The sequence below is a fragment of the Mesorhizobium sp. M0800 genome, from assembly GCF_040320095.1.
In the GTDB taxonomy this organism is placed as follows: domain Bacteria; phylum Pseudomonadota; class Alphaproteobacteria; order Rhizobiales; family Rhizobiaceae; genus Mesorhizobium.
This window is the reverse complement of sequence record NZ_JAMYOZ010000013.1, coordinates 23062-46052: the sequence shown is the minus strand read 5'-3', so window position 1 is coordinate 46052 and position 22991 is coordinate 23062. Positions and strand designations below refer to the sequence as shown.

At 63.2% G+C, this 22991-nt stretch carries 16 protein-coding genes; 7 read left to right on the top strand and 9 right to left on the bottom strand.

Annotated elements, in window-relative coordinates:
• Positions 1 to 4 precede the first annotated feature (4 nt).
• The 3 genes from NKI18_RS17250 to NKI18_RS17240 all read left to right on the top strand — a co-directional run bounded on the left by NKI18_RS17250 (position 5) and on the right by NKI18_RS17240 (position 4870).
• Positions 5 to 1081, top strand: coding sequence for a quaternary amine ABC transporter ATP-binding protein (locus NKI18_RS17250; protein WP_352590147.1), 1077 nt, complete (start codon positions 5 to 7; stop codon positions 1079 to 1081).
• On the top strand, positions 1078 to 3060 hold the full coding sequence (locus NKI18_RS17245; protein WP_352615169.1) for an ABC transporter permease: 1983 nt from the start codon (positions 1078 to 1080) through the stop codon (positions 3058 to 3060). The genes NKI18_RS17250 and NKI18_RS17245 overlap by 4 nt, the downstream gene beginning before the upstream one ends.
• A gap of 160 nt (positions 3061 to 3220) precedes the next feature.
• Positions 3221 to 4870, top strand: a complete 1650-nt coding sequence (locus tag NKI18_RS17240) for a hypothetical protein (RefSeq protein WP_352615167.1) — start codon at positions 3221 to 3223, stop codon at positions 4868 to 4870.
• Positions 4871 to 4992: 122 nt separating this feature from the next.
• Here the strand turns inward: NKI18_RS17240 and NKI18_RS17235 are convergent, their stop codons facing one another.
• From NKI18_RS17235 to NKI18_RS17215, 5 genes are all read right to left on the bottom strand, one after another.
• Positions 4993 to 6174 carry a M20 aminoacylase family protein gene (locus NKI18_RS17235; protein ID WP_352455185.1) on the bottom strand — a complete coding sequence of 394 codons (1182 nt, stop codon included), beginning with the start codon at positions 6172 to 6174 and terminating at the stop codon, positions 4993 to 4995.
• Between the two features lie 45 nt (positions 6175 to 6219).
• Positions 6220 to 6993, bottom strand: a complete 774-nt coding sequence (locus NKI18_RS17230) for an amino acid ABC transporter ATP-binding protein (protein ID WP_352615165.1) — start codon at positions 6991 to 6993, stop codon at positions 6220 to 6222.
• Positions 6980 to 7900, bottom strand: coding sequence for an amino acid ABC transporter permease (locus NKI18_RS17225; RefSeq protein ID WP_352615163.1), 921 nt, complete (start codon positions 7898 to 7900; stop codon positions 6980 to 6982). Before NKI18_RS17225 ends, NKI18_RS17230 begins: the two co-directional genes overlap by 14 nt.
• Positions 7901 to 7908: 8 nt before the next feature.
• Complete coding sequence (locus NKI18_RS17220; protein ID WP_502900713.1) at positions 7909 to 8739, bottom strand: ABC transporter substrate-binding protein; 831 nt, start codon at positions 8737 to 8739, stop codon at positions 7909 to 7911.
• Positions 8740 to 8811: 72 nt separating this feature from the next.
• Positions 8812 to 9786 (bottom strand): substrate-binding domain-containing protein, encoded by a 975-nt coding sequence (locus NKI18_RS17215; protein ID WP_352615159.1) that lies wholly within the window; start codon positions 9784 to 9786, stop codon positions 8812 to 8814.
• 108 nt (positions 9787 to 9894) lie between these two features.
• On the opposite strand from NKI18_RS17215, the gene NKI18_RS17210 reads away from it, so the two are divergent.
• From NKI18_RS17210 to NKI18_RS17195, 4 genes are all read left to right on the top strand, one after another.
• A complete protein-coding gene (locus NKI18_RS17210) occupies positions 9895 to 11232 on the top strand; it encodes an aminotransferase-like domain-containing protein (RefSeq protein WP_352615157.1) in 1338 nt (445 codons plus the stop codon).
• 258 nt (positions 11233 to 11490) lie between these two features.
• Positions 11491 to 12801: an MFS transporter gene (locus NKI18_RS17205; RefSeq protein WP_353020097.1), complete on the top strand. Its 1311-nt coding sequence runs from the start codon at positions 11491 to 11493 to the stop codon at positions 12799 to 12801.
• 122 nt (positions 12802 to 12923) lie between these two features.
• Entirely contained in the window at positions 12924 to 14417 is a 1494-nt protein-coding gene (locus NKI18_RS17200) for a pyridoxal-phosphate dependent enzyme (protein WP_352615154.1), read from the top strand.
• A gap of 235 nt (positions 14418 to 14652) precedes the next feature.
• Positions 14653 to 19371, top strand: coding sequence for an alpha/beta fold hydrolase (locus NKI18_RS17195; protein ID WP_352615153.1), 4719 nt, complete (start codon positions 14653 to 14655; stop codon positions 19369 to 19371).
• A gap of 63 nt (positions 19372 to 19434) precedes the next feature.
• Here NKI18_RS17195 and NKI18_RS17190 read toward each other — a convergent pair whose 3' ends face one another.
• From NKI18_RS17190 to NKI18_RS17175, 4 genes are all read right to left on the bottom strand, one after another.
• Positions 19435 to 20265: an alpha/beta fold hydrolase gene (locus NKI18_RS17190; RefSeq protein WP_352615151.1), complete on the bottom strand. Its 831-nt coding sequence runs from the start codon at positions 20263 to 20265 to the stop codon at positions 19435 to 19437.
• Positions 20262 to 20519 (bottom strand): YjiS-like domain-containing protein, encoded by a 258-nt coding sequence (locus NKI18_RS17185; RefSeq protein WP_352615149.1) that lies wholly within the window; start codon positions 20517 to 20519, stop codon positions 20262 to 20264. The genes NKI18_RS17190 and NKI18_RS17185 overlap by 4 nt, the downstream gene beginning before the upstream one ends.
• 124 nt (positions 20520 to 20643) lie before the next feature.
• Complete coding sequence (locus NKI18_RS17180; protein ID WP_353020094.1) at positions 20644 to 21930, bottom strand: NAD(P)-binding domain-containing protein; 1287 nt, start codon at positions 21928 to 21930, stop codon at positions 20644 to 20646.
• A gap of 44 nt (positions 21931 to 21974) precedes the next feature.
• On the bottom strand, positions 21975 to 22574 hold the full coding sequence (locus NKI18_RS17175) for an OsmC family protein (RefSeq protein WP_352615145.1): 600 nt from the start codon (positions 22572 to 22574) through the stop codon (positions 21975 to 21977).
• Between the last annotated feature and the right edge of the window lie 417 nt (positions 22575 to 22991).

Genomic DNA, 22991 nt, shown 5'->3' with positions numbered 1-22991 from the left:
TCGCATGACCGATACGATTGAACAGGCGGCGAAAGCGGGCAACGATGCCCGCCCGATAAAGCTTGCCTGTCGCAATGTCTGGAAGCTGTTCGGGGCGGACGCGGCCGATTTCATCCGCCGGCGCGACGGCAAGGCCAGCCTGGCGGACATCGCCGCTGCCGGACTGGTTGGCGCGGTGCGCGCCGTCGATCTCGAAATCCGCCAAGGCGAGATCTTCATCATCATGGGACTTTCGGGGTCCGGCAAATCGACGCTGGTGCGCTGCATGTCGCGGCTGATCGAGCCGACCCACGGCAAGGTCGAGTTTGAAGGCAAGGACCTGCTCAAGATTTCCGATGCCGCGCTGATCGAGCTGCGACGCCACCGCATGGGCATGGTGTTCCAGAATTTTGCCTTGCTGCCGCATCTCAACGTACTGGAGAACATTGCCTTCCCCCTCGGCATCCAGGGGCAGGACCGGCCGACGCGCGAGAAGCGGGCCCGGGAAGTCATCGAGCTGGTCGGCTTGCGCGGTCGCGAGCATTTCTATCCGCGCGAGCTTTCCGGCGGCCAGCAGCAGCGTGTCGGCATCGCCCGCAGCCTCGCCACGAAGCCGGAAATCTGGTTCCTCGACGAGCCGTTCTCGGCCCTCGATCCGCTGATCCGCCGTGAGATGCAGGACGAGCTGATGCGGCTGCAGACCATGCTGCACAAGACCATCGTCTTCATCACCCATGATTTCGACGAGGCCATCCGGCTGGCCGACCGGATCGCCATCATGAAGGACGGCGAGGTCATCCAGATCGGCACGCCGGAAGAACTGGTGGTCAATCCGGCGACCGACTATGTCGCCGAATTCACCCGCGATGTCGATCGCGCCAAGGTGATATCGGCGCGCAGCCTGATGCGCGCCTGCGACGGCGCCGAGTACGGCGGCACGGTCGCGCCGGATGCCAAGATATCAAGTTTTTCGGCTGATATCGTCTCTGCCGGCAAGCCCTTCGCGGTGGTCAACGGCACCGGCAAGCCGATCGGCTTAGTCACGCCGCAGGCGGTGATCGATCTTCTCGCCGGCATAGAACGTCGTGGGGCCGGCGCATGACGGTCACGGCAAGCGCCAGCGCAGCGAGGCCCCGGCCGGTTCAGACCTGGCTGGCGATCTGGGCCTGCGCGCTCGCCGCCGTGCTTATTGTCTTCCTGCTGCAGGAAAGCCTGCCCTGGGCGGTCAATTACCCGGCCGGCGCGATCGTTCCTGTCGCAGACTGGGTCGGTGCGCTGATGAGCTGGGTGAAGTCGAACTTCTCCTGGCTGACCCGCTCGATCACCGCGGTGCTCGGCGTGCCGCTCGATTTCGCGCTCGGTCTTCTGGCCAAGAATTTCAAGATCGGCCATGGCGCGGATATGATCGTCTTGCCGCGCCTGTCCTGGGTCGGCGTCTGCGCTGCCGCCTACCTTGCCGGACGCGCCGCCGGCGGCTGGAAGCTGGGTGCGCTGGCCGGCGGCTGTTTTCTCTACATCGCGCTGTTCGGGCAGTGGACCAGCGCCATGCTGACGCTGGGCTTGATCTCGATCGCCGTGCCGTTTTGCATTGTCACCGGGCTGTTCGCCGGCATCTGGGCATGGCGCAAGCCTTGGGCGGAGAGGTTGTTGATCTCCCCTGCCCTCGATCTGATGCAGACGATCCCGACCTTCGCCTATCTGATCCCGATGCTGCTTCTGTTCGGCAACAGCCCGGTCTCGGCAATGATCGCGACGGCAATTTTCGCGACGCCGCCAATGGTGCGGGCGACGATGCTCGGCCTGTCGCGGGTGCCGTCGGAGATCGACGATTTCAGCGAGATGGCCGGCTGCACGGCACGGCAGAAGCTGTGGCGGGTGCTGTTGCCGTCGGCGCGGCCGACATTGATGGTCGGCGTCAACCAGGTCATCATGCTGGCGCTCAATATGGTGATCATCGCCTCGATGATCGGTGCCGGTGGGCTCGGCTATGACGTGCTTTTGGCGTTGCGCGCACTCAAGGTCGGCGAGGCCATGGAAGCTGGCCTCGCCATTGTCGCGCTGGCAATTGCACTCGACCGGCTGAGCCAGGCGATCGCGCACAATCACGCCAAGGGCAATGTCCGCCATCAGGCCAGCACCAATTTCTGGCGACGCTATCCCAATCTGACGCTGGCCGTCGCCATTCTCGCCGTCACCACGCTGCTCGGCCTGTTCGTGCCGGCCTTTGCCGCGGTGCCGAAAGCGATCACCTTGACCACCGCGCCTTTGTGGAAGGCGGCGGTGAACTGGATCACCATCAACTTCTTCGACACGATCGAAGCGTTCCGCGTGGCGCTGATCCTCAATATGCTGAACCCGGTGCGCGCCTTCTGCGAGGGCTTTCCGTGGCTGGGCGCGGTGTGTCTCCTCGGCCTTGCCGGCTACCAGCTCGGCGGCTTGCGCCTCGCCGCCCTGGTCGCGGCATTGACAGCGTTCTGCGCCGCCACCGGACTTTGGGAAAAGACCATGGCGACGGTCTATTTGTGCGGCATCTCGGCCTTTATTGCCTGCCTGATCGGCATCCCGATCGGGCTGATGGCATCGCGCAGCGACCGCTTCGAAAAGATCGTCACGCCGGTCATCGACACGCTGCAGGTGCTGCCGTCGTTCTGCTTCATCATTCCGGTGGTCATGCTGTTCAGGGTCGGCGACGTCACCGCGATGATCGCCACCGTCGCGTTCGCCGTGGTGCCGGCCATCCGCTATACCAATCACGGCATCCGGCAGGTGCCGCCGGCGCTGATCGAGGCGGCGAAGGTTTCGGGCTGCACCAGGCGCCAGACCTTCTTTCGCGTGCAGCTGCCGCTGGCGTTGCCCGAGATTATGCTCGGCGTCAACCAGACCATCCTGATGGCGCTGGCGATGATTATCATCTGCGCCATGGTCGGCACGCGCGATCTCGGCCAGGAGGTGTTCATCGCCCTGTCCAAGGCCGATTCCGGTCGCGGCATCGTCGCCGGCCTGGCCATCGCCTTCATCGGCATCGTCGCAGACCGGCTGTTCAACGCCTGGACGGCGAAGGCGAGAGCGAGGCTGGGATAGCCAAAATCAAAACTCAATCAGCTGGCTGTCGCAAATGGCGCGGCGGTGATGAGCTACCGACCCCCTTATGCCTAGAGACATAGCCCTTTGTGATTATTGCTCTCTCTTGCCTAACAGCATAGCGCTGTGATGGGTCGGGTAGGCTCAGCAGGAGGGTACAATGTCTAAACGCGTTCCTTTTACTCCCGGCGATCTGGTGGATCATCAATGGGGTACCGATGACATCCTCACTAGCGACCTGGCTACAGCTATCTTAATCGGCGATGCTGGCGGCAGCATGTTCGATTTCTCTAAGGGCGGCAACGACACCTTCACGGCGCTGCCAATCTCCACAACCACTACTGCCTACGGTGATGCTGGCGACGATATGTCGGACCACAGCAAGGGCGGCAACGACATTTTCACGGGCGCCTCGCTAGGCACCTACACTTTCTACGGTGATGCCGGCGGCAACATGTTCGGTCACGCCCAGGGCGGCGACGACAGTTTTAGGGCCGAGGGCGACTCCTTCAACACTTTTTACGGCGACGCCGGCGGCGACATGTCTGACCACAGCAAGGGCGGCAACGATACCTTCAGCAGTGAAGTGGGTCGACGGGTAGACAACACGTTCTACGGTGACGCCGGCGGCAACATGTTCGGCTTTGCTCAAGGCGGTGACGACACTTTCCTGACCCAAACTAAACAAGGAGCTGACCACACCTTCTACGGTGATGCGGGCGGCGAAATGTCGGATCACAGCAGGGGCGGCAACGACACCTTCCAGGGCTCCAGGCAGGCCACCAACACTTTCTTCGGTGACGCCGGCAGCAACATGTCCGGCAATGCGCAGGGCGGCGACGACAGTTTCACGAGCAGGACCGACTCCAACAACACTTTCTACGGTGATGCCGGCGGCAATATGTCGGACTACAGCAAGGGCGGCAACGACACGTTCACGGGCGCCTTCTTTTCCACCAGCACTTTCTTCGGCGATGCCGGCGGTGACATGTCGGACCATGCTCAGGGCGGCGACGACCATTACACGGATCTGGGTGGGGCGATCCCGAACAAAACCCTCTTTGGCGATGCGGGCGGTGATCTTTCCGGTTTTGCCAAAGGCGGCAACGACAACTTCACGAGCGCTGGTGGGTCCCAGATAAGTTTCTACGGTGACGCGGGCGCCAACATGTCCGACCACGCTCGCGGTGGCGACGACGTGGCCGTGCTGCAAGGCACTCATAATTTGGGGTATGGCGATGCGGTCACGATGCTCGGCAGCGCTGTGGGCGGCAATGATTCCCTGACTGGTGGCGACAGGAACTCCGGTCCGGATGTTCTAAGCGAGTTGTACGGCGACGCCCTCGCTATGTCCGGTTCCGCCAGAGGCGGCAACGACATTCTTACCGGGGGCCACAACAGCGAAAGCGGCCAGGTCCGCAACTTCCTGTGCGGCGACGCTCTACAAATGTCCGGTTCGGCTCTGGGCGGAAACGATACCCTGTACGCCGGGAGCGCGGCACCCGGCTGCACCGTCATCAACGACATGTGGGGTGACGGGCAACTGAGCGAACTGGCTCAGGGCGGCAGAGATCAATTCATTTTCAAGGACGATGGTTCAATGACGGTCGGTACCCAAAACACCATCTACGACTTCAGCCAGACCCAAGGCGACACCATTGTATTTAGTGGCGTGGAGGACGTGCAATCGTTCGATGATCTCACAATTGCGCAAAGTGGAACCGACACCATCATTACCGCAGGAGTCGATCAAGTTACTCTCGCGAACTTTACAAGCCCGCTGACGACGAGTGACTTTTTGTTTGTCTGAAAGCGAAGCTCTTATCGCATTCGAAGAGGGGAATGCGTGAGAATTCGTTGAGCATCGTCGCGCGGCCGGTCGCCCCAATAATGCTCGACCGGCCGATCGACAATCCCAGCCGCAAGTATGGATCAAGCGGCCAGGAATCTCTCGGTCAAACGAGCCCAGAGCGCTGCGCCGACGGTCAGATTGCCGTCGTTGAAATCATATTTCGAGCTGTGCAGGATGGCTGAATCCTCGCCGTTTCCGAGGCGCAGGAAGCAACCGGGTTTGTGTTCGAGGAAATAAGAAAAATCTTCGCTGCCGGGGATCAACGGGCAGACGGACACCTTGTCCTGACCGACGAGTTCGACAGCGATGTCTGTCGCAAAGGACGTCTCGCGCTCGGAATTGACCACCACCGGGTAGCCGCGCTCGTAATCGATCTCGACCGTTGCGCCATGCGCCTGCGCCACAAGTGCTGCGATATTGCGAATACGCTGTTCGAGCGTGTCTCGGATCTCGGCCGAGAAGGAGCGGACGCTCAGCGTGATTTCGGCGTGTTCCGGGATGACGTTGGAGGCCGTGCCTCCGTGAATGGTGCCGACGGTGACGACAGCCGTCTCGATCGGGTTGACGTTGCGCGACACAACCGTCTGCAGGGTCATGACGATGTTGGCGGCAGCGACGATCGGGTCGACCGTCAGGTGCGGACGCGAGGCGTGGCCGCCACGCCCGGCGATCCTGATGGTGACAGTATCGCTCGCCGCCATCAGCGGCCCGGCGCGCATCAGGAACGAACCCGTCGGCGCGCCCGGGTGGTTGTGCAGCCCGAATATCGCATCGCAGGGAAAGCGCTCGAACAGGCCGTCGGCGATCATCGCCTGCGCCCCGCTCCCCTTGCCGGCTTCCTCGGCCGGCTGGAAGATAAGGTTCACCGTGCCGTTGAAATGCCGTGTGCGCGCCAGGTATTCGGCGGCGCCGAGCAGCATCGTGGTGTGGCCGTCATGACCGCAGGCGTGCATCTTGCCGCTGGCCTGGCTGGCATAAGGGAGATTGGTAGCTTCGGTGATCGGCAGGGCGTCCATGTCGGCACGGATGGCGATGCTGCGGCCGCTGCCCTGGCGCAGGCGGCCGACGACCCCGAGCCCGCCGACATTGCGCGTCACCTCATAGCCCCAGCTTTCGAGCCGTTCGGCAACGTATGCAGCCGTTTCGTGCTCCTGGAATGAAAGCTCGGGATGCGCGTGCAGGTGCTGGCGGGCCGCTGCAAGCTCGGCGGCCTTGTCGGCGAAGTCGGAAATGTCGGCGAACTGGTTGGAGGTCTTTGGCATGGGAGGTCCTTTGCCGGCCGAGCAGGTGCCGCGCCGGCTTTGCTTTTAGATGAAACGGCTTAAGAAAGCCCGCGTGCGCGGGTGCCTGGGTTTGGCGAGAACCTCATCAGGAGGCCCGGCCTCGATCACATTGCCGTCGTCCATGAACACCACCCGATCCGCCGCTTCGCGGGCGAACCCGATCTCATGCGTGACCACGATCATGGTCAAGCCCTGCCTGGCGAGATCGCGCATGGTGGCGAGCACCTCGCCGACCAGCTCCGGATCGAGCGCCGACGTCGGCTCGTCGAAGAGCATCAATTTCGGGCGGATGGCGAGCGCACGGGCGATGGCGACGCGCTGCTGCTGGCCGCCTGAAAGCTGGCGCGGATAGGCGTCGATCTTGTCGGCAAGACCGACACGGGTCAGCAGTTCGCGGGCGTAGCCGATGGCCTCCTTGCGGTTCTCCCGGTGAACGCCGACCGGAGCCTCGATGACATTCTGCAGGGTCGTCATGTGCGGATAGAGATTGAACTGCTGGAACACCATGCCGATCTTGCGCCGCTGCGCGGCGATCGCGCGGTCGGAAAGCTTGTCGAGGCGGCCGTCGTGCAACCGGTAACCGATCTGCTCGCCGTCCACCTCGATCGACCCCTGGTCGATCGCCTCGAGATGATTGATGCATCGCAGGAAGGTCGACTTTCCGGAGCCGGACGGTCCGAGAATGACCACCACCTCGCCAGGCGCGACGTCCAGATCGATGCCCTTCAGCACCTCGAGCGGGCCGAAGGCCTTGTGAACGTTGCGCGCCCGGACCAGGGGCGTGTCATACGCGCTCATTGGCGGCCTCCAGGGTGGCGGTCGCCGTCTTCTCGCGCGCGCCGCGGTCGCCGCGGCTGTAGTGGCGTTCGATCGCGCCTTGCGCGACATTGAGGACCGAGGTGATCAGCAGGTACCACAGCACTGCAACCATCAGCAGCGGAATGATTTCGAAGGTGCGGTTGTAGATCGACTGCACCGAGTAGAGCAGGTCGGCCATGGCGATGACGCTGACAAGCGACGTTGCCTTGATCATGCTGATCAGCTGATTGCCGGTCGGCGGCACGATCGACCGCATCGCCTGCGGGATGATGATGCGCCGCAAGGCCCGCGCGCGGGTCATGCCGAAGGCTTCAGCCGTTTCGGCCTGTCCCTTGTCCACCGACAGCAGCCCGCCACGGATGATCTCGGCCATGTAGGCGGCCTCGTTCAGCGCCAGACCAAGAACGGCGGCCGTCAAAGGCGTGATCAGGTCGTTGGTGTTCCAACTGGCGAAGCCAATGGAAATGCGCGGAAACAGCGTCGAAAGGTTGTACCACAGGATCAATTGCACCAGCAGCGGCGTTCCCCGGAAGAACCAGATGAACAGGCCGGAGAGAAGGGATGCCAGCCTGTCGTTCGACATGCGCGCGATGGCGAGCAGCAGGCCGAGCACGATACCCAGGATCATCGCCACGACCGTCAGGCCGAGCGTTACGGAAAGCCCCTGCATGACCGTCGGATCGAAGAAATACTGGGCGACGACCGGCCAGCCGAAATTCGGGTTGACTGCAACGATATAGGCGAAGCCGGCCGCCACGGCGACGATGAACGCCCAGAGCGCCAGCCGGACGAGCGGAAACGGCCGGTGGGCTCGTTTGACGTCGCGCAGCGCGTCCTCGGGATGTCGCGGCAGCCCGGCCGCGTAGGCAGCGGTGGCGTCGGTCATGGCAGCCTCTACTGGCCCTGGTTGATGCCTGGCGCATCGATCATGTTCTTCTCGAGGCCCCACTTCTTCATGACCGCGGCGTAGGTGCCGTTCTTCATCAGGATATTGAAGGCGTCGAGCAGCACGCCGCCCAGCGGCGAGCCCTTCTTGACGACGGCGCCTTGATAGATGTCCTTGAAGCCGTTGGCCTGGCCGACCCCGGCGAGTTCCAGCTGGCCCTTCGCCTGCTCGACGAAATAGGTCAGCGGCGCCTGCGAGGAGAAGAATGCGTCGGAGCGTTTCGACCGGACGGCCAGTATCGAGCTCGGCTGGTCGGTGAAGGATTGCACCTCGACGGCCGGCTTGCCCCCCTCGGTGCATTTCTGCGCCTGCTGCTTGATGACCTTTTCGGCCGAGCCACCCGACATGACGGCGATGCGCTTGCCGCACGCGGTGTCGAGCGAGGTGATGCCTTGCGGGTTGCCCTTCTCGACGGCGAAGACGACGTATTCGCGCACCCAATCGATGAAGTCGTTGGATTTCTGCCGGTCGGGATAGTCGCCGACAGGCCCCATCGCGAACTGATAACGGCCGGCATTGATGCCGCTCAGCAAAGCCGGCAGGCCGGCGACCGAGGCATGATCGATCTCGACACCGAGCAGCTGGCCGATGGCGTCGGAAATGTCCTTGGTCGCCCCCGACAGTTCGGTCCCGGTGACGATCTCATAGGGCGGGAACGAGCCGTTGTTGACGGCTGTGATCTTTCCCGCCGTGCGGATCTCTTCCGGCAGCCGGGCCCGCAAATCCTCGTTCACCGATTGCTTCTGGATATCCTGGGCAAAGCTGGCCTGCGCCAGCATGGTGACGAGCGAGGCGAATATGAAGCTGATTGTCCTCATGGCATTCTCCTTCGTGTTCTTCGTTGTGCGTTGTCAGGCTGCGGTGGCCCGCGATCTGGCCTCGAAAGGAAACAAGGCTTCGGCGGAAATCGGTTCCGCCAGAATGCCCTGGGCATGGAGCTCGGTGACGAAATCCTCGATCATGCGCCGGTTGGCCGGCAGGCCGCTGGCGTTCCAGGAGGCAGGCAGGTCGCGTCCCGTGTGGAGCAGCTCCTCGAGGATCCAGGGCGAGGTGTCGGCATATTTTCGGCGCTTGCCCGTCCAGACGCGCTGGCTTTCGTCGATCAGCCTGGCGAGTTCCTGCGGCAGCCAGGGGTGCTCCCTGACCAGGGCGGCCTTGACGGCGACCAGATGCATGCCCGGGACATAACCGACGTCGGCGAAATAGGCGCGTTCGGCCGCGCGAAAATCGCGCAGCACTTGCCGGAAGCCGGAAGCCGGGCCGAAAAAGCCGTCCGGCATGAAGGGCGTGAAAACGGCGTCGAGCTCGCCTTGCGACAGCAGCTCCATCATCGGGCGCTCGCCTGGTGCTGCTTCGATGCGCCCCGGCCTGCCGAATCCGTCGAGGCGGTCGGCGATCGGGTGCCCCGATGTCAGCCTGCCGGCAAACCAATAGGCATCCTCGACGCCGACGCCTTCCCGGCGAAGCGCCGCGCGCGTCCATGTGTTACCGGAATCGCGCCAGCCGGTCACGCCGATGCGTTTGCCGGCAAGGTCGGAAAGCCGTTCCAGCGGGCTGGTCTCGACCGTTATGATGCAGCGATGGCGAAAGCCGCGCATGATGAAGCACGGTAGTCCAACCACCGTATCGACGCCCGAAGCCATGGCCGACACATAACGGCTGAATGAGACCTCCGCCGCATCGTAGTGCGGATCGGTACCGATATCCGCGATCAGCGTGGCGACACGATCAACCTTCACCGACAAGCGGCTCGAAGTAACGTCACCCAGCACCAAAGGGGTGAGATAGTCCCAATCGCGGGTGGCTACAGTGATGGAAACGGGCATCGGCATGAACTTCAACGCTATGTTTGACCGGCGATTGGTAAATGTTTATTTTTGGCCGACCAATGTTATTATGTTATTGAACATTAGCTTTAATGGTCGCGGGTGCCGATGGATTTCGATGCAGGATGGTTCGCTGATCGCCTTGGCGACCGCACGATGCGCGGCATCGCGCGCGAGACCAGTGCGCTGATCAGAAGCGGCGCGCTGCCTGTCGGCGCAAAGCTTCCGCCGGTGCGCGATCTGGCCTATGTGCTTGGCGTCAGCCCGGCGACGGTCTCGCAGGCGTGGAGCGAGTTGCGGCGCTACAAGATCATCGGCGGCCGCGGACGCAACGGCACCTGGATCATGGGCAACCGCTTTGCCGCCCGGCCCGAGCGCCACATGAGCGGCGGCAATTACGGACAGGATGTTCTGAACCTGGCGATCGCGGAGCCCGATGTGAGGCTCTTGCCGCCGCTCGACATCGCGCTGGCGCATGGTGCGCGCGCCGAAAAGCTCAACAGCTACGAGCGGGTGCGCATCCTGCCCGAGCTGGAGGCCGCAGTGCGCCCGTCATGGCCGTACGATCCCGGCGCGTTCCTGGCCACCAATGGCGGTTACAACGCCATCTACACCTTGCTGCATGCGCTGGTCCCGCCGGGGGCGCCGGTGGCCATCGAGAACCCGACGGCGCTTCGCCTGCTCGACATCCTCGAGGATCTCGACGTGCCGATCATCCCGGTAGACTGCGACAACGACGGTCCCTTGCCGGATGCACTTGCCAACGCTCTGCGGCAGCGGCCCGTCGCGTTCCTGTTCCAGCCGCGCGTCCATTCGGTTACCGGCGCCTGCATGTCGTCGGCGCGGCTGGAAGTCATCGGCGACCTGCTCGCCGGCACCGACGTGCTGATTGTCGAAGATGACGGCGTCGGCGATATAGCCTCGGCGCCGCGCATTTCGCTTGGCCGGCGTTTTCCCGATCGCGTCATCCATATCCTGTCCTATTCCAAGACCCATGGCCCGGATCTGCGGCTCGCCGTGCTATCCGGATCGGCGACGATCGTCGAGCAGATCCAGTCCTACCGCAGCTTCAGCTCGGGATGGACCAGCCGCATCCTGCAGGCAGCCACCGCCTGGCTGCTGCAAGACCCGGCCACGGCCGCCCTGGTGGAGCAGGCGAAGGAGGTATACCGCGGCCGTCGCGAACGGCTCGCCGGCGAACTGGCCAAACGCAACGTCGCGATCGACGCCGGACATGGGCTCAGCGTCCTCATTCCCGTTGCCTCGGAACCTTATGCGATGGTCACGCTGGCTGCACATGGTATCGCGGTCCATGCCGGGGCGAAGTTTTCGACCGGAAAGACCAGCGCCGTGCGCGTCGCGACCAGCATCCTGAGCGAGGAGTACCTCGAGCACGCCGCAAATTCCCTGGCGCTGGCAGCCGATCCGGCGCGGGAGGTTAGCTAAAGGGTCAGCTGCTCCGACGGATAGTTGGCGACTGGCCATATACAGACCCTGTCTTCTTTCGCGTTCAACTGCCGCTGGCCGGTCCCGAGATCATGCTCGGCGTCAACCAGTCCGTCATGGTGGCGCTGGCGATGATCATAAGATCTCCCTGATCCGCCGTTCACCGAGAGGAGGCTGCAGGTTTAGGCGGGGCGTTTCCACGGCCCGCGTTGGAGCTTTCCACGCTGACGCACACGCCTGCTTCCATACCGCTGGCCGATGACAGTTTCGAAGAGGTCCTTCGAGGGCAGAAACATGTCGAATCGTCAATCACCACCAACTGGAGGCAGGGAGGTTCGGGACGGCGCAATACGGCTGCGCGGCCTGTTGGCTGCGGCCGGCGCCACGACCGCCATGGCGTTCGGATTTGGCAGCCTGGCGCTCACATCCGTCTTCATCAGACCGCTTGAGGCGGAGTTTGGCTGGTCGCGAGCCGACATCAGCCTTGTCTACACGCTATCAAGCGTCGGCATGGCGTTGGGCGGGCTGTTCTGGGGCCGGCTGTCGGACCGCCTGAATGTCAAAAGCCTGCTGTTCATCGGCTCAGCTGGCATGGTGATCGCGCTCGCCGCGCTTTCCTCCGCCTTTTCGCTCTGGCAGATCTATGCGGCCAACTTCGCTTTGGGCGGGCTAGGCTTTGCCTGTCTATACGCGCCGGTACTTGCAGTGACCGGACTCTGGTTCGACCGCCGCCGCGGCCTGGCGATAGGGATCGTCACAGCAGGCGGAGCCCTAGGCCAAGGCATAATGCCCTACGCCGCAAATGCCTTGATCGACGGCGTCGGCTGGCGCCTCGCATACGCGATTATGGCTGTGGCGACGATGGCTGCGCTGGCGATCTCCATGCCGGCGGTTCAGGCGCCGCCCGTCAGTGAGGTCCTTCCCGCGCCGGTGCGTTTTTTAGCAAAGCCAGGGTTCCAAGGTGGCCGCCTTTCCCCGGTGACGCTGCTATCTGCCGCAGCCTTCCTCTGCTGCGCCTGCATGGGCGTCCCGCTGATGCACCTCACGAGCTTCGTCACGGCTGTGTGCGGGTCTTCGGATGTCGGATCGCTCAGCCTGCTGACCGCCATGCTGTTCGGCGCCGTCGGGCGGATCGCGTTCGGGCTCCTCGCCGACCGGGCAAGCAATCTTGCCGCCTATGCCCTGGCGTCGTTTATTCAGACGGCATGCGTTGCGATTTTTCCCGCGCTGGACCAGCAGCTGAGCCTGCTGGCGCTGTCGGCGGTTTTCGGCTTCGGCTTCGCCGGGAACATGACGTGCCTGATCCTTTGCGTGCGCCAGTTTGCGCCAGCCGAACGCTTTGGCCAGTCACTCGGCATCGTCATGCTGATCGCCTGGCTGGGCATGGGCGTGGCCGGCTATTTCGGCGGTTTCGTCTATGACAGCTTCGGCAGCTATGGGCCCGCTTTCCTGGTGGCATCTGTCGCAGGCGCGGCCAATCTCGTGGTTCTGGGCGTATTGGCGGCATCATCCGGCGCGAGAGCGCAGGTCCCATGCGGCCGCCTTCCGGACCCTGCGATGAGGCGCTGATTCAAACGTCGAAATCCATTTTAATTCCACGTTGGTTCGAACGCTGCAAACCACGGCCTTCCTGCCAACCTCAGAGATCGAAGAGGGCGGAGCACCGTCATCACCAGGCAAGGACAGCTGAGATGAGCAGTATCTACGACAGCATTCTCGACACGATCGGCGACACGCCGGTCGTCCGCCTTTCCCGCATCAACAATGGTGCCGCTTCGCTCTATGCCAAGATCGAGGCGTTCAATCCTGGCGGCTCGGTCAAGGACCGTCTTGCCGCAGCGATCATCGAAGAAGCGGAGAGTTCGGGTGCACTTCGGCCTGGCCAGACGGTGATCGAGGCGACGAGCGGCAACACGGGCATCGGACTTGCCATGGTTTGCGCGCGGAAAGACTATCCTCTCGTCATCGTAATGCCGGAGAACGCCAGCCTCGAACGCCGCAAGCTGATGCGTTTCTTCGGTGCCAAGGTCGTGTTGACCCCTGCTGTCGAGCGCGGCAGCGGCATGCTCGCCAAGGCGTTCGAGCTGGCCGGAGCGCACGGCTGGTTCCTCTGCCGGCAATTCGAGACGCCCGTCAACGCCGATGTCCATGCCCGCACGACAGCGCTCGAAATCCTCGCGGCGTTCCAGGACCGTCCACTCGATTACTGGGTCACCGGCACCGGGACCGGCGGAACGCTGGCCGGTGTGGCGCGAGTACTCAAGCGCGAGCGCCCGCAAACGCGGATCATCGTCTGCGAGCCCGACAATTCGGCGCTGCTGTCGAGTGGCATTCCCCAAGCTTTCGACGAACACGGACTGCCCACGCGGGCGCACACTCGCTTCCGGCCACACCCGATGCAGGGCTGGAGCCCTGATTTCATTCCGCTGATCGTCGGCAACGCGATGGCTGACGGTCTTGTGGACGAAATCTTGCCCGTTTCAGGCGCCAGCGCTTTGGAAGCTGCGCGCCGGCTTGCGACGGAAGAAGGAATACTGGCGGGGATCTCTGGCGGGGCTACCTTGAGCGGCGCACTGGAAATCGCTGGACGCGTCGGACCGGACCGGAACGTGCTCTGTATGTTGCCTGACACGGGCGAGCGGTATCTCAGCACGATTCTGTTCGATCACATCAGCGAGGAAATGTCGCCCGCCGAAGAGGCGATCTCTCGCTCCACACTCGGCTACCGCTTCGACCGGCCGCCGTCCTTCGCCCTTTCATCGGCGCCCGTGAACGAAATCCAAATCGATCAGTCGGCGCATGCGTTTGTCGATGAGGCGATCTATGATCCGGAGCATCCGGTGGTCATATTCGCCCTGACATGGTGCGAATTCTGCTGGACGGTAAGAAAGCTTTTCGACCGTGCCGGAATCGCCTACAGGTCCATCGACATCGATGCTCCGGAATTCCAGAAGAACGGCCGGGACGGGGAAATCCGCAAGGCTCTGAGGGCCCGGATCGGTTCGCCTACAATTCCGCAGGTCTTTGTCGGCGGCGAGCATATCGGTGGTTGCATGGATACGCTTGCGGCCTGGCGGGACGGCACGCTCGCCGCCCGGCTGGAGTTCGTTGGCGCAAACTACACGCCCGGCGCATGCGCAAATCCCGAGAGCCTGCTGCCCCGATGGGTGCGCGCGGCAGCGTGAGACCCTGCCTCCGGCCCTTTCAGAGTGCGGTCGCCACTATCAAAGCGAGCCGGAACGGGCGTGATCCCGTTCCGGCTCGGCATTCATGTGGACTTGTCCGTGTCGGCCTTCCCACGAAGGGAAGGCAAATCAGAGCGCAGGCGGAAACCTCACGCTTCCGGAAACGAACGCTTTCGGCAGCGGCACGGACTTGATACAATCCATGGCTAATTTAGCAGCGACTGGGATTGGCAAAGTGTCGCTCGAAATTCGCGTTCTCGGAGATCTGACCGTCCTTCGCCTTGGCGAGGTCGTTTCCTTGCCGCCTTCGAAAAAGACGCGGGCTCTACTGGCCTATCTTGCGCTCGTAGAGCGCCCGCAGCGGCGCGAGCGCCTTTGCGAGATGTTCTGGGAGGTACCGGACGATCCTCGCGGCGCCCTGCGCTGGAGTCTCTCGAAGATCCGACAGGTCGTCGACCTCGGGAACGGCGAGATCCTGCAAGCCGACCGCAATGCAGTTCGCCTGAACACCAGCGAAGTCGTGCTGGACATCGCGCCGCTCCGGGGCCTCGGCGGTCGTGACATAGAGGCTCTCGAACCGGAGAAACTGGAGGCCCTCGCCTTAGCGTTCCGCGGCCGTTTCCTGGATGATCTTTCACTGCCGCGCTGTCCGGAATTCGAAGCCTGGCGCATTGCGACCGCCGACGAACTGCACGTGACGCATCTGCGCATCCTTCGGGTGCTGGTCGACCGGCTTGAGCCGGCGCGGGCACTTCCGTACGCGCATGTCCTGGACGGGTTGGAGCCTGGGGACGAGGCTCTTCGAGCGGACATCCGCCGGCTGAGCGAGGCAGCACGGCAATCCGCCATGGTCCAGAGCCGCGCTTCGAGAACCGACATCGGGGTCGCTCCCGCCGATGAAAACGTCCCTCCGACGCGTGTTTTGCCTGCGTCGGAGATACAGCTTGCCTCTCCGCCGGAGCGAACCCTTGCGCAGGAGATTCGCCGGTGCACGACGCCCGACGGCGCGCGCTTGGCCTATTCCTTGAGTGGTCAAGGTCCGCCTTTGGTAAGGGCCGCCCACTGGATGTCCCATCTCGAGCTCGAATGGGACAGTCCGGTGTGGAAGCATTGGATCGAGGGCCTCTCCGCGCACTACCAGCTGATACGCTACGACCAGCGCGGCAACGGCCTGTCGGACCGGTATCCCGCCGACCTGTCCTTCGAGGCCATGGTTGCCGACCTGGAGAGCATCATCGATGCCGCTGGTCTGCGCCGCGTTTCCCTGCTTGGCATTTCCCAGGGGTGCGCCGTTTCGATAGCCTATGCCGTCCGGCATCCAGAGCGTGTGGCGGGGATGGTGCTGTATGGCGGATTTACCAAAGGTTGGCGCAAACGGGGCAATCAGCGCGAAATAGCGCGTCGCGAAGCGATGGGAGCGCTGATTCAGGAAGGCTGGGGCCAAGATGACCCGGTGTTCCGGCAAATGTTCACCTCCCTCTTCATTCCGGAAGCAACGCCGGAACAGAGGAATTGGTATAACGAGTTGCAACGCAATACCGTCTCGCCGGAGATTGCCCATCGCATCTTCGAGGAAGGCGCCGTCATTGACGTTGACGAGCTGTTACCGCGAGTCCGCGTCCCGACCCTGGTGATGCATGCCACGGGGGACGCGGTCATTCCATTCGATCATGGCCGGGCGATGGCCGGCAAAATCCCCGGCGCGCGTTTCGTTGCGCTAGACAGCGTCAACCACGTGCTGCTTGGCCACGAACCGGCATTCGCGACCTTCGTCGACGAAACGCGTCGTTTCCTTGCCGACCCCGAACAGACGCAGCAACTGGCAGGCCCTCCGGCGTCCTTGGGAATCAACCGCTCTCGGCAATACATAACAGTGCTGGCCGCGGAAGTGGTCAGTCCCATGCATCTCCTCGAAACGGAGGATCCGGAAGTGGCGATCCGCGAATTCCAGCCCGTCGAGGATCGGGTGGTAGAAGTCGTGGAGAGCCATGGCGGCGTCGTCACGTCGGCTGCTGACGGGACAATCACCGCAGCATTCGGCCTCGCTCGCGCCACCGAGGATCACGCTTATCTTGCATGCCGCGCCGCGCTTGCGGCCAAGCTGGCAGTGGAGGAGCTTTCCCAGGGCGGGATCCAGTTGAGGGCCGGAATAGACACCGGCGAGGTGATCGTACGGCAGCAATGGACGACCAAAGCCAGCAAGGTTGAACTGGCCGGAGCCGCGCCGCGTGCGGCCAACCGGCTGATGCGTGCCTTGCACCGTGCGACGATCGCCGCGACAGGCCGGGCGCGCGCAGCCGCTGGAGGCTATGTGCAGATGCACCGCTTAGCGCATTCGGAGCATCCGCAACTTGGCCACGAGGAACGCATTTACGAGCTGTTGGGCGAAAATCACGCTTTGTCGCGCTGGCACCTGAGGGCCAACCGCGGCCTCACCGGACTGGTGGCGCGCGAGCTCGAGCTGAAAATCCTGCTTGCAACCTGGCGCCGGGTCAGGGAGGGCCACGGCCAGGTCGTCGGGATCGTCGCCGACCCCGGCATGGGCAAGTCGAGGCTTGCCCATGAATTTCTCTCCCTCGACGAAGTGGCCGGTTTTACTGTGCTTGAATGTGGCGGACTGGAGTTTGATTCATCAGTTACTCTGGGCGCTGTAAAGAAGCTGCTGCTCTCGGCTTGTGGCATTCGCGGCGAAGACGGCTTGGCGGAAGCCCAGCGCCTGTTTGCCTTCAAACGGGCTGAACTGGACCTGGATCCGAGTCATACGGCGCCGCTTTCCTTCCTCGCGGACCTGCCGGTCGACGATTCTTCCTGGTGGCATCTCGATGCGCGGAAGCGGACCTCACGGGTATCCGAGGCGATGAGCGCATTTCTCGTTGCCTTGAGCCGGGCCTCGCCCGTAGCCGTGCTTATTGAGGATCTGCACTGGATCGATGCCGAGAGCGAGGCCGTAATGAACAGGCTGGTCGAGGTCATGGGCGCCAACCGTATCATGCTGCTCGCCACCTACAGGCCGCAGTACCGGCACGAATGGAACCGCCGCGGCTATTTCCAGCAGATAAGGTTGGAGCGGTTCGCGCGGGACGAAATGGAGCAGTTCCTCACCGAATTGCTGGGATCCGATCCCAGCTTGGGGGAACTGCGGCAATCGCTTGCCGAGCGGGCCGAGGGCACGCCGCTATTCCTGGAAGAAATGGTGCGCGGACTGGTTGCGGACGGTGCACTTGCCGGCCAGTCCGGCCGCTACGAGCTCAAGAGACCAGTGGATTCCATCACCATCCCGTCGACGGTTCAATCGCTCATTGCCGCACGTATCCAGCAGCTGGGTGACTCGGAAAGGCAGGCACTCCAACTCGCTTCGGTTATCGGCAAGAATGTCCCGTATCCCCTGCTGAGGGCACTCTCGCCGCTCTCGGAGGCGGAGCTGGGGGTATGCCTGGCCAAACTGCAGAGTTTGGAATTCCTGTTCGAGGTCCAGAGCTATCCTCACGTGGAGTATACGTTCAAGCACGCGTTGACGCTCAAGGTGACCTACGAATCCCTGCTGGGGGAGGACCGAAAAAGGCTGCATCGGGCTGCATTGGTTGCGATGGACAGACTCTATGCCGGATCGCTGAACCACCATATCGAGGAACTGGCCGAACACGCGCTTCGTGCCGAGGCATGGGAACCGGCCGCGGATTATCTGCTGCAAGCGGCGGGTCGGGCCGAGGAACGCTCGGCCTATTCCGCCGCGGTCCAGTTCCTCGAAAACGCCCGCAAAGCAGTCGCCGCGCTGCCCCGAAATCCGAAAACCCTCGCCCAGGCGATCAACCTGCGGGTGCGGATGCGGCCCGCCTACGGCGCCCTGGGTGCCTATCGGAAGGCGCTGCCGCAGCTGTTGGAAGCGCGCGAACTGGCCATGGAACTGGGCGATCCGCAACTCATCTCCGACGTGTTGCTCCACTTGAGCTATCTCAACAGCTCCCACGGCCGCTACGAGGAGGCGCTGGAACCGGCCGACACACTCAAGCGCGGCGCGACGGCAAATGGCGTGCAGCGCTGCATAAGCGAGTCGGATCTGGCAGCCTCACAGGCGCTTCTGATCCGCAGCGAGGCGCGGCAGGTGCTGGAACGGCTTGTTCCGCATGAGGAGAGGTTCACCAAAGCTTGGCGTCTGGAGCGTTTCGGACAGCTCGGTGCGCGTGCGGTTTGGTACCTGGGGCACCGCGCGCAGGCGGAAGCGCGGCTTGGCCGGTTCGATGATGCGGAACGTTCGCTTGCCGAACTGCAGAAGGTCGCCGCCGAAGTGGCGCGCCCGATCGATAGCTGCGCGGCCGCCTATTTCACCGGTGTGGTGGGCGTCCTGCGCGGCCCCGAGCCGGCGCTTGTCGAGGCGCTGCAATTGTGGTCCTCCGAAGCCGCTACCAGCGCATCTATCCTACTCCGGCCATGGCTGTTGACCGTGCTCGGGCATGCGGAATTCCTGCTCGGCCGCAACCACGACGCGGGCGCCACCTTGGAAATGGCGGTGACCGAGGCTGAGCGGCTCGATCTTGCCCAGTTCGAATGTCACGCGCGCGCGGTGCTCGCATGCGTGCGTGCGCGCCTGTATGAGCCGGAAGCTGCGGCCAATCTCGGCCATGCGCTCGAGCTTGCGCGGGGACGCGGCGACCCGTGGAGCGAGATCATCGTACTACGCGGTCTTGCGGAACTGAAATCTTCCAGATCGGCCATTAGTTGGCTCGAACAGGCCTGCAGCCTTGCCAGGCGGGTTGAGCTACGGCCAGAGCTTGCCCGCTCCTTGCTAGCTCTCGGGCTCGCGAAGCGGCGCGGCAAGATCGCTGGCGTGGATGCCACTCTCGCGGAAGCGGCCAAGCTCTACACAGAAATGCAGATGCGGGAGGATTTCTCCGGCATGGAGGAGCCGACCGGAAGTGTCCTGCCCGATCGCGTTCCCATGGCGGTTACGGCTTGATCCCTCCGCATCCAGGGATCTGCTTCGAAGGTTTGCGCTGCCTGTAGGGCAAGCAAGCCGCGATCACGCAGCTCGCGACCCCGCGGTGTCATGGAACGATATCTGCCGGACCAAACGATCCGCCACCACGTCTGCGTGGGTCAGCGGTCCCATATGTCCGGCGCCAGGAACAATCGCCCCGATTGCGGCCGGAACGCGGGAAACGAGTTCGCGGGCGATGAGCCGCGTCGGAACTGGTGCAAATTCGCCGCGCAATACCAAGACCGGAAAGCCAAATCGGGCATATTCGCTTGCTGGCGTCGATTCATGGATCAATGCGTGGAAGTCCAGGCTGGCCTTCGGCAGAAACCGCACGAGTGCAGCCTGAAGTTCCGGCTTCATCGCGGCGAAGATGCCGGCCCCATCCCAGTAGTCGATGAAATGAGCTGTCGCGGTCAGGTAACTGCCGTTGATCAGGCCGTCATGGACGGTGCCTGCGATCGCCAAGACTTCGCCGAGCGCCTCGTGGCCCTCACAGTCCAGCTCGCGCAGCAGGTGAAAGGCAGACGGCTCATAAAGCGAGAGGCTGGCCAGCCGGTCTGGACGCATCGCCGCTATATGCAGGGCCAATCCACCACCATAGGAATGGCCAACAAGATGCACAGGCCCGTCATGGTGGTCGATCATCTCCAGGATACCGGCGGCTTCGTCGGTCAGATGGAAAGCGCCGGCACCAGTCCAGGTGCCGCCGCCCGGCGCCCCGATCAGATCGGGTGCGATGAGCCGGTAGCTGTCATCGAGCCGCTCCGCCAGGCTGCGCCATTGCCGTCCGCTGCCGCCTGAGCAGTGCAGGGCGATGACAAGCGGTGCCTGGCACGCCCTATGCGAGACGTGGGACGTCGATGCAGCAATCATCGAGCCCCGCCCTCCTCCGCCCTCAAAAAACGCGTGCGGCGGCTGGGATCACGCCCGGCAAACGAAGTGATCCAGTTGATCTCGAAGCGGGTGATGCCGATGTCGCGCAAGATGTAGTCCGGCAACTCATAAAGCTGTCTACGGTCCCGTTGGATACGAATGAAACGCCAGACTGCGGCCAACATTGTTCCGCCAGCCCAGCGCAAACCTCGCGTTCTGGTGAGGCACAGGGATGGGTTCACCATTGCACTCATTTTGATTTTCTCCATGGTTGCGGGCGCTGACTACGGCGCCAGTGGAGCCCTTGTCGTTGTCCGCCGTGAGCTTCATCGTTGAAGGCAACGTCGATTTTTGCCGCGCTAGCGTTGTATTCGGCGGTCAGGCCGCTGCTCGGCGGGAGACGTCGAGAAACATTGCCAGGTGAGCCGCCAGCGCCTCCGCATCGCGGCCGACGCCGTCGAGGAAGCTGGAGCTTCGATGGCGCATGAAATTGAGGCCGAGCACGTAGAGTCCCGGATACGCGCAGACGCCGCCATCGTTCAGTATTTCGCCCCGGGCGTCGAACACATCCAGCTTCAGCCATGGGTATTCCCGGCGATAGCCGGTAGCCCATATGATCGTCTGGATACCTTGGTCGATGAGGTCGATTTCGGTCGCCTCGGCGCTCAGAATCAGGCTCGGAATGGAACCGGGATCGATCGAGTAGAGGCCGTCGCCGGCGGCCGCGCGGTCGATATTGGCCAGCACGCGCCTCAGCCTGCGTTCCGCCGCCATGGTCGTGTCGGCGAGATCGCCGTTGAACCGAATGCGTGTATCGCAAGCGGCAGCCGCTCGACCGACAAGACGAACGCCTTGCTCCCGAAGACCGGCAAGGTCGAGCGTCCTGCGCTCGGGTGTGCCTATCAGCTGCAGGGAGGGCTGCCGCCGTGCCGCGGTGAGATCCGGAACTTCAGCGACAGGCTTGGCAAGCATTCCCAGCCGGTCGAGCCACCACAGGATGTCGTGCCCGCGGTAAAGCCTCGGTAGGCGTGTATGACTGCCGACCGACAGGGTCACCGGGCGCCCGGAGCGATTGATCTCCTCCGCAAGTTGTATGCCGGTCGCCGAGGCCCCGGCCACGAGAACGCCACCCTGGGGCAGTTGCTGAGGATTGCGATAGTCCCGCGGCACGACCTGCCTGATCCGGGAGGAGATCTGCTTTGCTAGTGGCGGAATGCGTGGCCTGTCGCTGTATCCGGTCGCGACCACGACCGCACGTACGCTCCATTGGCCGCGATCGGTCAGCAGCCGGAAGCCTCCGTCGACCCTTTCGGTCGAAAGCACCTCCACACCGTCCTCCACCGGTGCGGTGATCGAGCACGCGTAATCCTCTAGGAACCCCACCGTCTCGGCCATTGTCATGAAGCCGTCGGGATTGGCTCCGCGATAACCGCCGCCGGGCAGGCGTGTCATCCAGTTGGGCGTCAGCAGGCGCAGCGAATCCCACCGTTCGCTGCGCCAGCGCTCAGCGATGCGGCCGCGCTCCAGCACGACGTGGTAGACCCCGCGCTCGGACAGGCACCGGCTCATGGCTAAACCCGCCTGTCCGGCGCCGATAATGGCTACGTCTGTATGCTGCATGGAATCCGCGCCTTGTAAGCAGGGGCAACAGATCGCCGGCGCCATCCTTTTCAGGACGAGGCCGGCGATATTGCTCTTGCGGACCGAAGTCAGCCTTTCACGGCAACCGAGACCGGCACGCCGTTGGTCAGCACGTCGAACACCGCGGAACGGGCGCGCGACTGCATTACGATTTCCTCGAGCTTCTCAGCCGAAGCATCGCCCTTGATCTTGAAGGAGATACGGATGCCCTGGTAGCCGTTGCGGACTTCGTTAGAGATGCCGAGGATGCCGCGAAGGTCGATGTCGCCTTCGACGGTCGATTCCACCTCATGCAGCGTCACGCCGCGCGCGGCCGCGATGTTCGCGATGCCGGCGGTGAGGCAGGAAGCAAGCGCGTGGAGGAGGTATTCGACCGGCGTCGGGCCGTTGTCTTCGCCGCACAGGACCGCCGGATGATCGCTGTCGGCCTGGTATGCCGTCACATGCGGCTGCTCGGCGCCGGCGCCGAAGAAGTTGGCCATCGTGCTGCGGCTGTGCGTGCCGGTGATCCAGCGGCTCTTGGCCCGGAACTGGAACTTGGCAAGCTCCGGCTGGCCCGCGACGGCATTGATGGTGGCCAGAAGGGTGGGCGTATTGACGCCGTTCCTCGGCTCCCGCGACGCCTTCTTAACGGAAGACTTTTCCATGACCATTGTATCGTCCTGCATGTCATTCACTCCTGGGTTCGGATGTTGCGCGACCGGGATCGCCCCGGACGGCTAAACCTCGGCCGGCAGCGTTTGACGTGCAGTGGGAACAACAGTGGGAAAACGAGAGGTTTTTTTGCGTCAGTCGTGAACAGCGCCAGATCCGCAATCAGCGAAACGGCGGGCCTTCAAACGCTTTGCTTCCTCGCGCGGTGCGATCTCCCGTAAGCGCCGAGAACGCTTCGCAACCGAAACCACAGGAGATCAGACCATGTCTCGTTCATTTGGAAAGGATACCCGCCCGTCCTCAACCGACTGGGCTGTCATAGCTCGCGGGCCAAGCAAGGCCGAGGTGCTCGCCCATATCGCGAAGATTCACACATACGCGAGCACCCTAAATCGGCCCGGCCGCGAGAAAACCACATGAGGCTTGTTGCG

Excerpts from the sequence above, each read along its gene's own strand:
- NKI18_RS17225 (WP_352615163.1), bottom strand. The coding sequence starts at position 7,900 with ATGACCGACGCCACCGCTGCCTACGCGGCCGGGCTGCCGCGACATCCC.
- NKI18_RS17200 (WP_352615154.1), top strand. The coding sequence starts at position 12,924 with ATGAGCAGTATCTACGACAGCATTCTCGACACGATCGGCGACACGCCG.
- NKI18_RS17180 (WP_353020094.1), bottom strand. The coding sequence starts at position 21,930 with ATGGCGCCGGCGATCTGTTGCCCCTGCTTACAAGGCGCGGATTCCATG.
- NKI18_RS17235 (WP_352455185.1), bottom strand. The coding sequence starts at position 6,174 with ATGCCAAAGACCTCCAACCAGTTCGCCGACATTTCCGACTTCGCCGAC.
- NKI18_RS17220 (WP_502900713.1), bottom strand. The coding sequence starts at position 8,739 with ATGCTGGCGCAGGCCAGCTTTGCCCAGGATATCCAGAAGCAATCGGTG.
- NKI18_RS17240 (WP_352615167.1), top strand. The coding sequence starts at position 3,221 with ATGTCTAAACGCGTTCCTTTTACTCCCGGCGATCTGGTGGATCATCAA.
- NKI18_RS17175 (WP_352615145.1), bottom strand. The coding sequence starts at position 22,574 with ATGCAGGACGATACAATGGTCATGGAAAAGTCTTCCGTTAAGAAGGCG.
- NKI18_RS17230 (WP_352615165.1), bottom strand. The coding sequence starts at position 6,993 with ATGAGCGCGTATGACACGCCCCTGGTCCGGGCGCGCAACGTTCACAAG.
- NKI18_RS17210 (WP_352615157.1), top strand. The coding sequence starts at position 9,895 with ATGGATTTCGATGCAGGATGGTTCGCTGATCGCCTTGGCGACCGCACG.
- NKI18_RS17190 (WP_352615151.1), bottom strand. The coding sequence starts at position 20,265 with ATGATTGCTGCATCGACGTCCCACGTCTCGCATAGGGCGTGCCAGGCA.
- NKI18_RS17185 (WP_352615149.1), bottom strand. The coding sequence starts at position 20,519 with ATGAGTGCAATGGTGAACCCATCCCTGTGCCTCACCAGAACGCGAGGT.
- NKI18_RS17215 (WP_352615159.1), bottom strand. The coding sequence starts at position 9,786 with ATGCCCGTTTCCATCACTGTAGCCACCCGCGATTGGGACTATCTCACC.
- NKI18_RS17205 (WP_353020097.1), top strand. The coding sequence starts at position 11,491 with ATGACAGTTTCGAAGAGGTCCTTCGAGGGCAGAAACATGTCGAATCGT.
- NKI18_RS17245 (WP_352615169.1), top strand. The coding sequence starts at position 1,078 with ATGACGGTCACGGCAAGCGCCAGCGCAGCGAGGCCCCGGCCGGTTCAG.
- NKI18_RS17250 (WP_352590147.1), top strand. The coding sequence starts at position 5 with ATGACCGATACGATTGAACAGGCGGCGAAAGCGGGCAACGATGCCCGC.